Here is a 14,837-nt window from a genome sequence, read left to right on the forward strand (position 1 = left end):
GCCCGTCGCCGCACCGGGTCGATCGCGATGTCGTCGAGCGCGCCGGTGCGCAGGAGGACGGCGTCGTCGATGTCGCCGGTGGCACCGTGGCCGGTCGGCTGGGTCACCACCGTGCGGCCCGCGCGCCGGGCCCAGCCGACCGTGGCGGCGATGTCCTCGGCGTCGGTGGCCGTGACGACGGCGCCGACCGATTGGGTCACCGCCACGTTCCACGGCCGGGCGGCCTGTTCGAAGCCCGCGTCACCCGGCAGCAGCACGGCGCCCCGGACGGTGCCGCGCAGTTCGTCGATTCCCATGGTCGAATTCCTCAGTTCTCTCGGTGGTCCACCGAGACGACGACGGTGCGGCGGGGACTGTGACAGGGGATACCGGAAAACGCGGAAAGCCCGGTCCTCGTGGACCGGGCTTTCCTTCTCGGGGTGAGTGACGGGACTCGAACCCGCGACAGCCAGGATCACAACCTGGTGCTCTACCAACTGAACTACACTCACCATCACCGGTGAATCACCGGCGCCGTAGATACTAGCGTGTTTCGGGCGTCAGGCCCTAATCCGCTGGTCGGGGGCTTGATCCGGTGACATCGATGGCCTCGGTGACCGCTTCGGCGACGGCCGCGATCTCGGTGGTGGACGGGCCGGGCAGCGGCACGAACGCGGTGCGGCGGTAGTACTCGAGCTCGCGGATGGATTCCTTGATGTCGGCCAGGGCGCGGTGTGCCAGACCCTTCTCCGGCTGCCCGAAGTAGATACGCGGGTACCAGCGGCGGCACAGTTCCTTGATCGAGCTCACGTCGACCATCCGGTAGTGCAGGTGCTCGTCGAGTTCGGGCATGTCGCGCGCGATGAAGCCACGGTCGGTGGCGATCGAGTTGCCGCACAGCGGCACCGTGCGCGCGGTGGGCGCGTACTGGCGGATGTAGTCGAGTACCTCGGCCTGGGCCTGCTCGAGGGTCACGGTCGAGCGCCGAACCTCTTCGGTGAGACCGGATTTCGCGTGCATCTCGGCGACGACCGGTGGCATGCAGGCCAGCGCGGCGTCGTCGGCGTGGATGACGATGTCGACACCGTCACCGAGAATGTTCAGGTCGCTGTCGGTCACGAGCGCGGCGATCTCGATCAGCTTGTCGCTGTCGAGACGGAGCCCCGTCATCTCGCAATCCATCCAGACCAAGAGTTTGTCTGACACCTGAGCCACCCTAACGGGCGATACAGTTTGCTTGGAATTCCCCGCAGACGTTTCGAGCATTTCTTGCGTACGGCAGTTGTGACCAAACGGAGGACGCGCGAATGACCACCCCCCAGGAAAAGGCGGCAGCGGCACGCAAGGCGGCCGAGGAGGCGGCGCGGGTCGCCGCGGAGGCGGCCGCGGCCGCGGAGGCCGCCGAGCGGGAAGCCGCCGCGTCCAGTGCCGAACCGGCGCAGGCGGCGTCCGGTGCGGCGGCGCAGATCGCGGCGGGTTACGCCTTCGACGGACCCGCGCTCGAGCTCGGTACGGTGATGGTCGACGGTGTGACCGATCCCGCTGCGCGCGTGCGCATTCCGCTGCGGATGATGAACCGCCACGGCCTGGTCGCCGGCGCCACCGGCACCGGTAAGACCAAGACGCTGCAGGGCATCGCCGAACAGCTGTCCCGGGCGGGCGTTCCCGTGGTGATGGCCGACGTCAAGGGCGACCTGTCGGGGCTGAGTGAACCGGGCCAGGACAACGACAAGATCAAGGCGCGGGCCGCCGAAACCGGTGCCGCCGACTGGGCGCCGAGCGGGTTTCCCATCGAGTTCGTCTCGCTCGGCACCGGGGGCATCGGCGTGCCGATCCGGGCGACCATCTCCTCGTTCGGCCCGATCCTGCTCAGCAAGGTGCTCGGTCTCAACGACACCCAGGAATCCACGCTCGGCCTGATCTTCCACTGGGCCGACCAGCGCGGCCTGGCGCTGCTGGATCTGAAGGACCTGCGCGCGGTGATCACCCATCTGACCAGTCCCGAGGGCAAGGACGACCTCAAGGGCATCGGCGGTGTCTCGGCGCAGACGGCGGGGGTGATCCTGCGGTCGCTGGTGAATCTGGAAGCCGAGGGCGGCGACACGTTCTTCGGCGAGCCCGAACTCGATCCCGCCGATCTGCTGCGCACCGCGGGCGGGCAGGGCGTGATCACGCTGTTCGAACTCGGTCAGCAGGCGGCGCGACCGGTGCTGTTCTCCACCTTCCTGATGTGGGTGCTCGCCGATCTGTTCCAGACGCTGCCCGAGGTGGGTGACGTCGACAAGCCCAAGCTGGTCTTCATCTTCGACGAGGCGCACCTGCTGTTCGCCGAGGCGTCCAAGGCGTTCCTGCAGCAGGTGGAGCAGACGGTGAAGCTGATCCGGTCCAAGGGCGTCGGGGTGTTCTTCTGCACCCAGCTGCCCACCGACATCCCGAATCCGGTGCTGTCCCAGCTCGGCGCGCGGGTCCAGCACGCGCTGCGCGCGTTCACCCCCGACGATCAGAAGGCGCTGTCGAAGACGGTGCGCACCTACCCCAAGTCGACGGTGTACGACCTGGAGGAGGCGCTGACCTCGCTGGGCACCGGGGAGGCCGTGGTCACGGTGCTCTCGGAGAAGGGCGCGCCGACCCCGGTGGCCTGGACCAAGATCGTGCCGCCGCGCTCGCTGATGGACACCATCGGTGACGAGACGATCAAGTCCAAGGCGCTGTCGAGTCCCCTGCAGGGCAAGTACGGACAGAGCATCGACCGTGAATCGGCCTACGAGATGCTGCTGGCCAGCGTGGCCGCCGCCGATCCGGCCCCGCCCGCGCCGCAGGCGCCGGGACGGGCGCGGCCGGAGGAGGATTCGGCGGCCGAGCGGATCATGAAGAATCCGGCGGTGAAGAGTTTCCTGCGGTCAGCGGCCAGCGCGGCTGGTCGGGAGATCAGCCGCAGTATCTTCGGTACCCGGCGCCGGTAGCGGGGCGCCGGCCGTCGCACGGTCGGCGGTCGGTTCCGGCCGCGCGATGTGGGAGCGATGCGGCTCAGCTGCTGCCGAACCATCCCCAGGGGAACCCATTGTTGTGGCCGCCACCGCGACCGCGGTCGCAGTAGTCCCCGTTGCGGTCGTTCCAGTGGTTGCGGCCGTACCAGTCGTTGTCACAGCGGTGGCCGCGGTCGCGGTCGCAGTAGTCCCAGTGGCGGTTGTTCCAGTCGTCGCAGCGCGGATACTCGGTCAGCGCCACGCCTGCGGTGGTGGCGGGTGCGGCGATGACGGGTGCCGCCACCGCCGGCGCAAAGGTGAGGGTCGCACCTGCTACCGCGAGACCAAGGAACAGTCGGCGAATGCCTGGCTGATGTTTCGTGTCGGTCTTCATGGCTGCCTCTTCCGGTGCACCGGTCACCGGACGAGCACACCGTGGGTCGGTTTTGTTCGATTTCCCCGACATGTCTGATCCTAGGCGTGGGGCGGGCGTCGCCACCAGCCCGGACGGCGCCCGGCGCGAGGCGTCAGCCGAGTTCGCGCATCAGCAGGTCGGCGGTGGTCTCGCGGCGCAGCAGCTGCGTGGTCCGCCCTGCGGCGACTGCGATGATCGGCGGCCTGCCGACGGTGCTGTAGGTCGAGGCCAGCCCGTGGTGATAGGCCCCGGTGCACGGCAGTGCGAGCACCTCGCCCGGCCGCAGGTCGGCGGGCAGCCGCACCTCGGTGGCGAGGAGTTCACCGGTCTCGCTGTGCCTGCCCGCGACCGATGCGGTCATCTGCGCGCCGGTGGGGTGTCGGTTGACCACCAGCGCCCCACCGTGGCCACGGCCCTGCCCGCCACAGCCGCCGCCGCCGTCGACGATCACCCGATGCCCGCCCTCGGCGGTCTCGGTGACCGACAGCACCCGATACAGCGTGACGCCGGCCCGCGCGACGATCGCGCGGCCGGGCTCCATGGTGATCGCGGGCCGCGGAAACCGGTGGCGCGCGCAGGCGGCGTCCAGCGCGTCGTCGAGGATGTCGGCGAGCTCGCGCAGGTTCAGCTCGGCGTCGCCGCTGCGGTAGGCCACCGCATGCCCGCCGCCGATGTCGAGGTGGGTCAGCACCATGCCGTACTCGGCGTCGATCCAGGCCAGCTCGCCGATCATGCGGCGGATCGCCTCGCCGTAGTGGTCCGGATTGTGGATCTGCGCGCCGAGGTGGCAGTGCAGGCCGATGAGCCGCAGATGCGGTTGGGCCGCGATCCTGGCGACCGCGGTCTCGAGCGAAGCGCTACCGAGCGGGAACCCGAATTCCGGACTGCCGGGCACATCGATACCGGTGGCGACGCGCAGCAGAACCTGTTGGGGGGCGGTGGCCAGCGCGGCCAGCAGCGTGATCTCGGTGAGCGAGCCGACGACGATGCGACCGACGCCGCAGCCGACGGCGGTCTTCAGTTCGTCGAAGGTCTTGCCGTTGCCGTGCAGCACGATCCGGCGCGGCTCGATCCCGGCGGCCAGCGCGACCGACAACTCACCGGCGGACCCGACCTGCACCGACAGGCCCTCCTCGACGACCCAGCGCGCCACCGCGCCGACCATGAGCGCGGTGCCCGCGTAGACGATCTCGGCGTCGGGGAAGTGTTTGCGGTAGGCGCGGCAGCGTTCGCGCACCTCGGCTTCGTCGACCACGTGCGCGGGGGTGCCGAACTCGTCGGCGATATCGGCGAGGGCGACCGCGCCGAGGGTGATCCGGCCGTCCTGGTCGTAGTGCGTGTCGGCCGGCCAGACCGCGGGGTCGAGCCGCGGCACGGTGGTCGCGCGCAACGAGGGGAAGATCTCGAGCAACGTCACGGTGGTCTCCTGGGGACGCCCCCGCGTTCCGATGGCGGGGCCGATTCCAGGACTACGCCGTTGGTGGGCCGCTGAACTCGATGTTGACGGGTCCTTGACCACCCGGCGCCGCTTCCTGACGGGTTGCTGACGCGCAACCCGTCAGGGAACGATCAGCTGCCCAGCTTCTTGTAGAAGGCGCCCGCGATCGGAGCGGTCACGGCGCGGGGACCGTAGTTGCCCGCGACGCTCATGCCCTTGCTGATCAGGCCGGGCACGATGCGCATCTTGTTGCGGGCCAGCGCGTCGATGGACACCTTGGCGGTGTACTCGGAGGAGACCCAGAGGAAGTCGGGGACCATCTTGTCCACGATCGAGGCGTCCTCGGGGGCCGGGGTCTCGGTGCGCACCGGGCCGGGCGCCAGCAGGGTGACGTTCACGCCGGTGCCCTTGAGCTCGCCGCGCAGCGACTCGGAGAAGGTGTTGGCGAACGCCTTGGACGCGGCGTAGGTGGCGTTGTTCGGGATCGGCATATTGCCCGCGGCCGAGCCGCTGATCAGGATGCCGCCGGCCTTGCGCTCGATCATGCCCGGCAGCACGGCCAGGGTCAGATCGTGCACGGCGGTCGCGTTGAGTTCCATCTGCGCCCGCTCGTAGGCGAAATCCAGCTCGGCGACCGGTCCGAAGGTGGCGATGCCGGCGTTGTTGCACAGGATCGCGATGTCGCGCACGGCCAGTTCGTCGACCAGGCTCGCCCGCTGCGTCCGATCGGCGAGGTCGACCGCGCGCACCTCGGCGGTGATCCCGTGCGCCAGCGTCAGCCGCTGGGCCAGCTCGGTGAGGATCTCACCGCGCCGCGCGACCAGGATCAACGAGTAACCGCGCCCGGCCAGCTCGGCGGCCAACGCGGTGCCGATTCCGGAGGACGCGCCGGTGACGACGGCACGATTGTCTGCAGTGGGGGAGGGCAAGCTCACACGGGGGAGCTTAGGGGATCGGGCTCGGCCGGGCGGCGGCCACGTCGACCGCGCGGGCGCCCGCTGGCCCTAGGCTGATCTCCGCGATGACGACCGAATCACCGAACCGCCGGGCCGATCGGGAAGCGCCCCCGCGAGTCACCGAGCCGCCGCGCGCCCGCTCTGCCGACCAAGCCCGACCGACCAGGGCGTGCCTGTCGTGACCGGACCGCGGGTGTTCGGGATGGGCGACGCGCCGACCGCCGCGCCGACCTGGCCGCCGCTGACCGAGGACGAGGTCAGCCGGGCGGTCGCCGCGACCTGGGGCGGACCCGAGCCCGCCGGGATCGAGTGGCGCAGTGCGCGTCCGCTGTCGTCGACGGTGGGCGTGCGGTTGCGTGACGGTGCGCGGGTCGTCGTGAAGCGCCTGCCGCTGAACCTTCGTGACCTGGCCGCGCTGGCCGAGGAACATCGATTCATGGCGCACTTGCGGGCCGGGGGCATTCCGGTGCCCGACGTCCGCGCAACCCTGGGCGTCCGGTCCGTCGGTGTGCGAGCGGCCGAATCTGCGCCCGATCCCCACCCGGACGACATCGCGCCCGGAGCCGGTGGACGACCACGGGAAAGGCAGGCCCGGCCCGCTGCCGAATCGCGCGTGGCCGCATCGGTGCGCCGCGGGCCCGGCTTCGTCTACGAAGTCCACCGGGCCGGAGTGGGGGAGGACCGGTATCGCACCGACTTCTCCTGGACCCCGTACCGCGCGCCCGGCGATGCGACGGCCGCCGGCGCGATGCTCGCCCGAATGCACCTGGCCGCAGCGGGTTTCGACGCCCCCGCCCGACCGGCGTGCCCGCTCGTGGCGAGTCTCCACGGCGAAGACGTCGTGCGCGCCGTCGAATGGCATATCGCCCGCCGCCCCGCGGTCGCGCGGTTCCTCGCCGACCGTGACTGGCGCGCCGAAATACCGGATCTGCGAGTCGATCTCGCCGGGGTGCGCCCGCTGTGGACGCACGGCGACTGGCACGCCACCAACTTGCTCTGGGACGGCGACGAGGTGACCTCGGTGTTCGACTTCGGCCTCGCCGATCGCACCACCGCCGTCTTCGACCTCGCCACCGCGATCGAACGCGCTGCGGTGGACTGGGTTTCGCTGCGCGACGGTGGAGCGGCCCACGTTCGTGCGGACCAGGTGCGCGCGCTGATCGACGGCTATCGCTCCGAGCGTCCGCTCGCGCCCGCCGAACAAGCCGTGCTCGCCGAGCTCCTCCCGGTGGTCCACCTCGGCTACGAGCTCTCCGAGATCGACTACTTCCTCACGGTCGCCGATGAACCGCGCAATGCCGAGATCGCCTACCAGGATTGGTTGCTCGGCCATCTGTCCTGGTTCCGGACAGCCGCCGGACGGGATCTCTGTGCTCTGGTTCGTGACCTGGCGGCCGGGTAGCCGATCGTCCCCGCCGGGCGAGGGCGCCACGGCGTCGTCCGGGCCCGCGCAGAGCACCGCCCCGCCCACCGGATGCGAGTTCGGTGGACGGGGCGGTGCGACGATCGTCCCTCGCGTCGGACGACCGGGTCGGGGGATTACAGGCGCGCCGCCAGGCGGGTGCCCTGGGCGATGGCCCGCTTGGCGTCGAGCTCGGCGGCCAGTTCGGCGCCGCCGATCAGGTGCAGGTCGACACCCGCCGCGCGCAGCGGCTCTTCCAGCTCGCGCACCGATTCCTGACCGGCGCAGACGATCACGTTGTCGACCGCGAGCACCCGCGGCTTCTCGTGCTTCTCACCGAAGCTGATGTGCAGGCCCTGATCGTCGATACGCTCGTAGTTCACGCCGCCGAGCTGCTCGACGCCCTTGGCCTTGAGCGCCGCACGGTGCACCCAGCCGGAGGTCTTGCCGAGGTCCTTGCCGAACGGGGTCGACTTGCGCTGCAACAGCACCACGTCGCGGGCGGCGGGGGAGGGCTTGGGCTGCTTGAGCTGACCGCGGACCTGCTCGTCCTCGGAGTCCACACCCCACTCCTCCTTCCACTCGTCGAGCTTGAGCGTGGGATGCCCTTCGACGGTGAGGAATTCGCTCACGTCGTAGCCGATGCCGCCCGCGCCGATCACCGCGACCTTCTTGCCGACCGGCTTCGCCTCCTTCACCAGCTCGGCGTAGGACAGCACCATCGGGTGATCGATGCCGGGGATGTCGGGGATGCGCGGGCGCACGCCCGTGGCCAGCACCACCGAGTCGTACTCGCCCGCGATCAGCTCGTCGGCGGTGACCCGCTTCTGCAGGTGCAGGGTGACGCCGGTGAGCTCGATCTTGCGGCGGAAGTAGCGGATCGACTCGTCGAACTCCTCCTTGCCGGGGATGCGGCGGGCGATGTCGAACTGGCCGCCGATCTTGTCGTCGGCCTCGAACAGGTCGACGTGATGGCCGCGCTCGGCCAGGCTCACCGCGGCCGAGAGCCCGGCCGGACCGGCGCCGACCACCGCGAACCGCTTGGCGCGCCGGGTCGGCAGCAGCTGCAGCGTGGTCTCGTTGCCGGCACGCGGGTTGACCAGGCACGACACCTTCTTGTTGCCGAAGGCGTGGTCGAGGCAGGCCTGGTTGCAGGCGATGCAGGTGTTGATCTCGTCGGCGCGGTCGCCCTGGGCCTTGTTGGCCCATTCGGCATCGGCCAGCAGCGGCCGGGCCAGCGAGATCAGCGCCGCGTCGCCGCGGGTGAGGATCTCCTCGGCGATCTCGGGCATGTTGATCCGGTTCGACGCGCAGACCGGGATGTTCACCCGGCGGGCGACCTTGGCGGTGAACTCCACGAACGCCGCGCGCGGCACCGAGGTGACGATGGTGGGCACCCGCGCCTCGTGCCAGCCGATGTCGGTGTTGAGGATATCGACGCCCGCGGCCTCCAATTCCTGTGCCAGGGCGATGATCTCGTCGAAGGTCTGGCCCTTCTCCACCAGCTCGGCCATCGACAGCCGGAACACGATGATGAAGTCGCGGCCGACGGCGGCGCGGATGCGCTTGGCGATCTCCACCGGCAGCCTGCGCCGGTTCTCGGCGGTGCCGCCCCACTTGTCGGTGCGCTTGTTCACCCGCGGTGCGAGGAACTGGTTGATGAAATAGCCCTCACCGCCCATGATCTCGCAGCCGTCGTAGCCGGCGAACTTGGCCAGTTCGGCGCAGCGGGCGTAGTCGTCGATGGTGTTCTCGATGCCCTTGGCCGAGAGCGCGCGCGGCTTGAACGGGTTGATCGCCGACTTCACCGCCGAGGCCGACACGCTGGTCGGCATGTAGGAATAGCGACCCGCGTGCAGGATCTGGATGGCGATCTTGCCGCCCTCGGCATGCACCGCCTTGGTGATCCGGCGGTGGCGGTAGGCCTCGGACTTGGTGGTCAGCTTGCCGCCGAACGGCGCGAGCCAGCCGGTGCGGTTGGGGGCGTAGCCGCCGGTGATGATCAGGCCGACACCGCCGCGGGCGCGCTCGGCGAAGTAGGCGGCCAGCTTGTTGGTGTCCCAGGCCCGGTCCTCCAGGCCGGTGTGCATGGAGCCCATGACCACCCGATTGCGCAGGGTGGTGTGGCCGAGGTCGAGTGGCTCGAACAGGTGGGGATAGGCGGTCATGGAAGGTCGTCACCTTTTCGGGGTCGCAGGGCCTGCAGTACTTCGTCGCACCATTCGACGTAGCCGGACTCCGCGCGGATGCCCGCGCGCAGCACCAGATACTGGTGCAGAGCGGTGCCGGAGAGCTGGTCCGGCGCCGGGAAGAATTTCTTTTCGCTGAGGCGGTACTCGTCGAGTCGCTGCGCGTGCTGGGCGCGGTGGCGGGCCACCTCGCCCAGCACGGCGTCGATGTCGCCGTGCGCGGCGCCGCGGATCTTCACACCGAGTTCGTCGTGGGACGGGCTGTACTCGGTGGGTTCGGCGATCCAGCGGGCGAGTTCGGTGTGGCCCGCGGGGGCGACCGAATACACCTTCTTGTCGGGTTTTCCCTGCTGAGCGACCGATTCCACGGTCACCCAGCCGGAATCCTCCATACGCTTGAGCACCCGGTAGATCTGCTGGTGGGTAGCGCTCCAGAAGTAGCCGATCGACTTGTCGAATCGGCGGGCGAGCTCGTAGCCCGAGCCGGCCCGTTCGCTGAGCGAGACCAGCAGCGCGTGCTCCAGTGCCATGCGACGAGGGTATCCGGAACGCTCGGTACTATGCAACCAGGTTCATATGAAATGACGGCGTGCCGAAACGCCGATGTGCCCTGCCGGGAGTCGCGATCCCCATTACGCTTCGGCCATGACCGAGGTGAACGCGGCCGAGACCGTCGGCGAGGCGGCCGGACGCGGGCAGGTAGTGGCGTGGGGATTGTGGGACTGGGGGTCCTCGGCGTTCCAGGCCGTCACGCTGACCTTCGTGGTCTCGGTGTATCTCACCGACAAGGTCGGCGACGACCTGCCCGGCGACACCCCGGCCAGTGCCTGGCTGGGCTGGGCGCTCGCGGCGGCGGGGCTGGTCGTCGCGCTGACGGCGCCGGTCTGCGGGCAGTACTTCGACGCGGTCGGCTCACGCAAGCGGGCCCTGGCGACCCTCACGGCGCTCACCGTCGGCGCGATGTCGCTGATGTTCTTCGTTCACGACGACTATCACGATCTGTGGCTCGGACTGGCGCTGCTGGCCTTCGCCTCGGCCGTGTTCGAGCTGGCCGGCGTGCCCTACAACGCCATGATGCGGCAGGTCTCGACCCCGGCCACGGTCGGGCGGGTGTCCGGATTCGGTTGGGCGATGGGCTATTTCGGCGGCATCGTGCTGCTGCTGATCTGCTACGTGGGCTTCCTGGCCGGCGACGGCGACACCCGCGGCGTGCTCGGGATGCCCACCGATCAGGGCCTCAACGTGCGCCTGGCCATCGTGCTGGCGGCGGTCTGGTTCACCGTCTTCGCGCTGCCGGTGCTGTTCGCGGTGCCCGAACTGCCGCGCACCACCGCCGACCCCGGCGCGGCGCGGGCCGGGGTCCTCGGTTCCTACCGCGTGCTGTGGCGTGATGTGCGCGAACTGTGGGCCCAGGACCGGCACACGGTGTGGTTCCTGCTCGCCAGCGCCGTCTTCCGGGACGGGCTCGCCGGAGTGTTCACCTTCGGCGCGGTGCTCGCGGTGCAGGTGTACGGCTTCGCCGACGCCGACGTGCTGCTGTTCGGCATCGCCGCCAATGTCGTTGCGGGTGCCGCGGCGATCGCGGCGGGCCGGTTCGACGACTCGCTCGGGCCCAAGCGGGTCATCGTGGCCTCGCTGATCGGCATGCTCGCGTGCGGACTGGTGCTGCTGGTGGTCTCGGGTCCGCTGATGTTCTGGATCTTCGGGCTCGCGCTCACCGTGTTCGTCGGGCCCGCGCAGGCTTCGGCGCGTTCGTTCCTGGCGCGCCTGGCGCCGCCGGGGCGTGAGGGTCAGATGTTCGGGCTGTACACCACGACCGGGCGGGCGGTCTCGTTCCTCGCGCCGGCGCTGTTCGGGGTGTTCGTCTCGGTGTTCCACAGCGACCGGGCCGGGATCGCCGGCCTGCTCGTCGTCCTGGCGGCCGGCCTGCTCGTGTTGCTGCCGGTGCGCGCGCCCGCGTCCGCGGTGGCCGCAACCTAGTGGTTGTTCACCAGATCGGGGCGGCCCCCGTTGTGTGTACGCCCGTACTCTGAAATTCCGGCTGTGCGGCATGTGGGGTGTGTTACACCATGGACCGCATGCGGCCACAGCACCGGAAACATCCCTCAGTCAGCGGGTTTGGGAACCCAGCCGCCGATGCCCAGCGCGATCAGGCGCATCTGCATGACGGTGCGCTCGACCACCGCCGACTCCTCGCGCGGTGTCGCCGCGACATAGGCGGCGATGCCGTCGGTGACCGTGGTGACCAATAGGTCCGCCGCGATCTCGAGCTCGGTGGTGCTCCAGTTGTCCAGCGCGCGCAGCCGGGACAGATCGGCCACGATCTCGCGCACGATCAGCTGCATCTCCATCGCGATGGCCTGGCGCAGCGGGGCAGGCCCGCCGTGGCGTTCGCGGATGAGGAAGCCGAACAGGGCGCGCTTGGCCCCCACCTGCTCGAACACGAACCGCACGGTGTCGGCCAGGTGTGCGTCCGGCTTGCGTCTGACCTCGCGCAATGCCAGGCGCAGCGCCGTCACGCCCTCGTCGACCAGCGTGGCGCCGAGATCGTCGAGCGAGGCGAAATGGCGATAGAACGCGGTCGGCACGATGCCGGCCGAGCGGGCGATCTCCCGCAGGCTCAATGCCGCGAATCCGCGGTCGGCGGCCAGCGTCAGGGTGCCTTCGAGGAGGGCCGCACGGGTGTGCGCCTTGCGCTCGTTGCGGGTTCCTGCCTGCTCAGTCACATCGGTGAGCATACATCCGTTCACCATAGTCGCTTCCCTGGATATGTTGCCCGCCTCACATCTTTGCCGGTTGACAGCGGGCTGGGTCCATCCGGCACACTAGTGAGTGTACAGGCGTGCACTGAAATGTGAATCGCATGCCGAAGGACTTCCGCAGAGGGGTAAGACGCATGGTGGGACTGATCGACCTGGTGCAGACGTTGACGACGCCGCATCCGCTGGACCGGTACCTGGAGCTCGTCTCTCCCGCGCTCACCGCACGGGAACTGCGCGCCGAGATCACCCACGTCTCGCGTGCGGTGCCGGGCTCGGTGACGCTCACCCTGCGCGCCTCCCGGCAGTGGCGTGGCCACAGCGCCGGTCAGTACGTGCAGATCGGCGTCTCGATCAACGGCGTGCGGCACACCCGCTGCTACTCGCCGATCGATCCGGAGAGCCGCGGCGACCGCTTCCTCCAGCTGACGGTGAAGGCGCACCCGGGCGGGCTGGTCTCGAACTACCTGCACGACCACGCCGAGCCCGGCATGGTCGTCGACCTGGCGCCCGCCGCCGGCGTCTTCGCCCTGCCCGAGCGGCGCCCGGACCGGGTGCTGCTGGTCAGCGGCGGCAGCGGCATCACCCCGGTGCTGTCGATGTTGCGTACGCTCGATGCGGAGGGCTTCACCGGTGAAGTCACCTTCCTGCACTACGCGCGTCAGCCCGAGATGGTGCCGCACCGGGCCGAGCTGACCGCGATCGCCAACCGCCGTCCCAACTTCCGGGTCGAGTACCGCTACCCGGTCGAGCCCGGCACTGTCATCGATGGGGAAACCTCCACCGGCAGTGGGTTCTTCGACTACGACGAGCTCGAGCGCGTCGCGCCCTGGTTCGCCGACGCGCAGACCTTCGTCTGTGGTCCGCCGCCGCTGATGCGGGCCGTGCAGACGATCTTCGAGGCCGAGGGTCTCGCCGATCGGGTGCACAGCGAGGAGTTCACCCTCACCACCGTCCCGGCCGACCCGGCCGAGGCCACCGGCACCATCACCTTCTCCGGCAGCGACGTCGCTGCCGACAACACCGGAGCATCGCTGCTCGAGCAGGCCGAATCGGCCGGACTGACCCCGGAATACGGCTGCCGCATGGGGATCTGCTTCTCCTGCACCGCCACCAAGGTCTCCGGTTGCACCCGCAACCTGCGCACCGGCGAGCTCGACGCCGATCCCGACAAGCAGATCCAGATCTGCGTGAACACGGCCGTCGGCGACGTCGACATCGCCCTCTAGATCACCGAGAAATCAACCAAGGGGAGATACAGCCATGACGATCCTCACCGAAGGCAAAGACGGCCCGGTCATCCTGACCCCGGAGCAGGTCGAGGAGCTCGGCCAGGCGCTCGACGACCTGCGCGCCCGCGTCGAAGCCGATCTCGGCGAACGCGACCGCGACTACATCTACAAGATCATCAAGACCCAGCGCGGCTTCGAGATCGCCGGCCGCGGGCTGATGTACCTGGGCTTCCTGCCGCCGTTCTGGCTGGCGGGCGTGGCGGCGCTCGGTGTGTCGAAGATCCTCGACAACATGGAGATCGGCCACAACGTCATGCACGGTCAGTACGACTGGATGCGTGAGCGCGGCATCAACTCCCGCGAATTCGACTGGGACACGGTCTGCCCGGCCGACCAGTGGAAGCACTCGCACAACTACATGCACCACACCTACACCAACGTCCACGACATGGACCGCGACATCGGGTACGGCATCCTGCGCATCGACGAGGGTCAGAAGTGGAACCCCTACTACCTGGGCAACCCGATCTACGCCTTCCTGCTGATGGTGCTGTTCGAGTGGGGCGTGATGGTGCACGACCTCGAGGCCGACAACATCATCAAGGGCAAGCGCAAGTGGTCCGACCTCAAGCCGCTGCTCAAGGGGCAGGGCAAGAAGGCGAGCAAGCAGGTCCTCAAGGACTATGTGGTCTTCCCCGCGCTGACCGGCCCGCTGTTCCTGCACACCCTGGCCGGCAACGCCGCGGCCAACCTGGTGCGCAACCTGTGGACCTTCTCGATCATCTTCTGCGGTCACTTCCCGGCGGGCGTGCAGACGTTCACCAAGGAGGAGACCGAGGTCGAGACCCGCGGTGAATGGTACGTCCGGCAGATGCTCGGCTCGGCCAATATCAAGGGCTCCAAGCTGTTCCACATCATGTCGGGCAACCTGTCGCACCAGATCGAGCACCACCTGTTCCCGGACATCCCGGCCAACCGGTACCCGGAAATGGCGCCCGAGGTGAAGGCGCTGGCCGAGAAGTACGGCCTGCCCTACAACACCGGCCGCTTCTCCAAGCAGATCGGCTCGGTCTGGGCCAAGATCTTCCTGCTGGCGTTGCCGGATCGCTTGGTCAAGAGGACGCCGACGCCCGGTGTTATCGTTGTGCGTAATCGGAAGGCAACCGAAGTGGGCGTGTAAATGGTCGGCAAATTCGAAAGCAACAAAGATCTTGTCCAGGAATTGACGTCCTCCGGTGCCCGGCATGTCGGCAATATCGCCACGCTGATCACCGGGGCGGTCGCCGAGGTCGCGCGCGAGATCGGTGAGTTCATCACCGACGCGATCGAGATGAACGAGGCCGCCGCGGCGGCCCGCCGGGATGCCGAGCAGCAGGTCGACGCCGAGCGGGCCTACCCGGAGTTCGTCGAGGCCGACGTCGAGGACGTGGACGGCGGTGTCGCAGAACCCGTCGAGGTCGACACCGAGGTCACCGAGCCGGTTCCCGGCGACAAAGCCTGA

14 protein-coding genes and 1 tRNA gene are annotated in these 14,837 nt (G+C 69.1%); 6 read left to right on the forward strand and 9 right to left on the reverse strand.

The features are described from left to right. The 3 genes from V8688_RS11480 to orn form a co-directional block, all read right to left on the reverse strand. A partial coding sequence (locus V8688_RS11480; RefSeq protein ID WP_342800773.1) for an FAD-binding protein occupies nucleotides 1-296 on the reverse strand: 296 nt, incomplete at its 3' end. Between the two features lie 122 nt (nucleotides 297-418). After that, a tRNA-His gene (locus V8688_RS11485) sits at nucleotides 419-491 on the reverse strand. Between the two features lie 55 nt (nucleotides 492-546). Further along, a complete protein-coding gene (gene orn, locus V8688_RS11490) occupies nucleotides 547-1,185 on the reverse strand; it encodes an oligoribonuclease (protein WP_218720860.1) in 639 nt (212 codons plus the stop codon). A 101-nt stretch (nucleotides 1,186-1,286) separates the two neighbouring features. Between orn and V8688_RS11495 the strand changes: the two genes are divergently transcribed. Next, complete coding sequence (locus V8688_RS11495) at nucleotides 1,287-2,942, forward strand: helicase HerA-like domain-containing protein (RefSeq protein WP_342800774.1); 1,656 nt, start codon at nucleotides 1,287-1,289, stop codon at nucleotides 2,940-2,942. Nucleotides 2,943-3,006: 64 nt separating this feature from the next. Here V8688_RS11495 and V8688_RS11500 read toward each other — a convergent pair whose 3' ends face one another. The 3 genes from V8688_RS11500 to cmrA form a co-directional block, all read right to left on the reverse strand. Then, nucleotides 3,007-3,339: a hypothetical protein gene (locus V8688_RS11500; protein WP_342800775.1), complete on the reverse strand. Its 333-nt coding sequence runs from the start codon at nucleotides 3,337-3,339 to the stop codon at nucleotides 3,007-3,009. Nucleotides 3,340-3,472: 133 nt separating this feature from the next. Then, a complete protein-coding gene (locus V8688_RS11505) occupies nucleotides 3,473-4,777 on the reverse strand; it encodes an alanine racemase (RefSeq protein ID WP_218720857.1) in 1,305 nt (434 codons plus the stop codon). A 152-nt stretch (nucleotides 4,778-4,929) separates the two neighbouring features. Next, nucleotides 4,930-5,733, reverse strand: coding sequence for a mycolate reductase (gene cmrA, locus V8688_RS11510; RefSeq protein ID WP_218720856.1), 804 nt, complete (start codon nucleotides 5,731-5,733; stop codon nucleotides 4,930-4,932). Between the two features lie 199 nt (nucleotides 5,734-5,932). On the opposite strand from cmrA, the gene V8688_RS11515 reads away from it, so the two are divergent. Continuing rightward, a complete protein-coding gene (locus V8688_RS11515) occupies nucleotides 5,933-7,156 on the forward strand; it encodes a phosphotransferase (RefSeq protein WP_342800776.1) in 1,224 nt (407 codons plus the stop codon). A 137-nt stretch (nucleotides 7,157-7,293) separates the two neighbouring features. Here the strand turns inward: V8688_RS11515 and V8688_RS11520 are convergent, their stop codons facing one another. Both V8688_RS11520 and V8688_RS11525 read right to left on the reverse strand, forming a co-directional pair. Continuing rightward, nucleotides 7,294-9,324: an NADPH-dependent 2,4-dienoyl-CoA reductase gene (locus V8688_RS11520; RefSeq protein WP_218720854.1), complete on the reverse strand. Its 2,031-nt coding sequence runs from the start codon at nucleotides 9,322-9,324 to the stop codon at nucleotides 7,294-7,296. Beyond that, nucleotides 9,321-9,875, reverse strand: coding sequence for a PadR family transcriptional regulator (locus V8688_RS11525; protein WP_218720853.1), 555 nt, complete (start codon nucleotides 9,873-9,875; stop codon nucleotides 9,321-9,323). Before V8688_RS11525 ends, V8688_RS11520 begins: the two co-directional genes overlap by 4 nt. Nucleotides 9,876-9,990: 115 nt before the next feature. Here V8688_RS11525 and V8688_RS11530 point away from each other — a divergent pair, with 115 nt between their 5' ends. After that, complete coding sequence (locus V8688_RS11530) at nucleotides 9,991-11,325, forward strand: MFS transporter (RefSeq protein WP_342800777.1); 1,335 nt, start codon at nucleotides 9,991-9,993, stop codon at nucleotides 11,323-11,325. Nucleotides 11,326-11,450: 125 nt separating this feature from the next. Here the strand turns inward: V8688_RS11530 and V8688_RS11535 are convergent, their stop codons facing one another. Next, entirely contained in the window at nucleotides 11,451-12,071 is a 621-nt protein-coding gene (locus V8688_RS11535) for a TetR family transcriptional regulator (RefSeq protein ID WP_308248621.1), read from the reverse strand. Nucleotides 12,072-12,241: 170 nt separating this feature from the next. On the opposite strand from V8688_RS11535, the gene V8688_RS11540 reads away from it, so the two are divergent. From V8688_RS11540 to V8688_RS11550, 3 genes are read left to right on the forward strand one after another with little or no spacing between them, the layout of a single operon-like run. After that, a complete protein-coding gene (locus V8688_RS11540) occupies nucleotides 12,242-13,333 on the forward strand; it encodes a ferredoxin reductase (protein WP_218720850.1) in 1,092 nt (363 codons plus the stop codon). A 34-nt stretch (nucleotides 13,334-13,367) separates the two neighbouring features. Next, complete coding sequence (locus V8688_RS11545) at nucleotides 13,368-14,516, forward strand: acyl-CoA desaturase (protein WP_218720849.1); 1,149 nt, start codon at nucleotides 13,368-13,370, stop codon at nucleotides 14,514-14,516. Beyond that, nucleotides 14,517-14,837, forward strand: coding sequence for a hypothetical protein (locus V8688_RS11550; RefSeq protein ID WP_342800778.1), 321 nt, complete (start codon nucleotides 14,517-14,519; stop codon nucleotides 14,835-14,837).

It is taken from the genome of Nocardia sp. No.11, from assembly GCF_038752175.1.
GTDB classification, from domain to species: domain Bacteria; phylum Actinomycetota; class Actinomycetes; order Mycobacteriales; family Mycobacteriaceae; genus Nocardia; species Nocardia canadensis.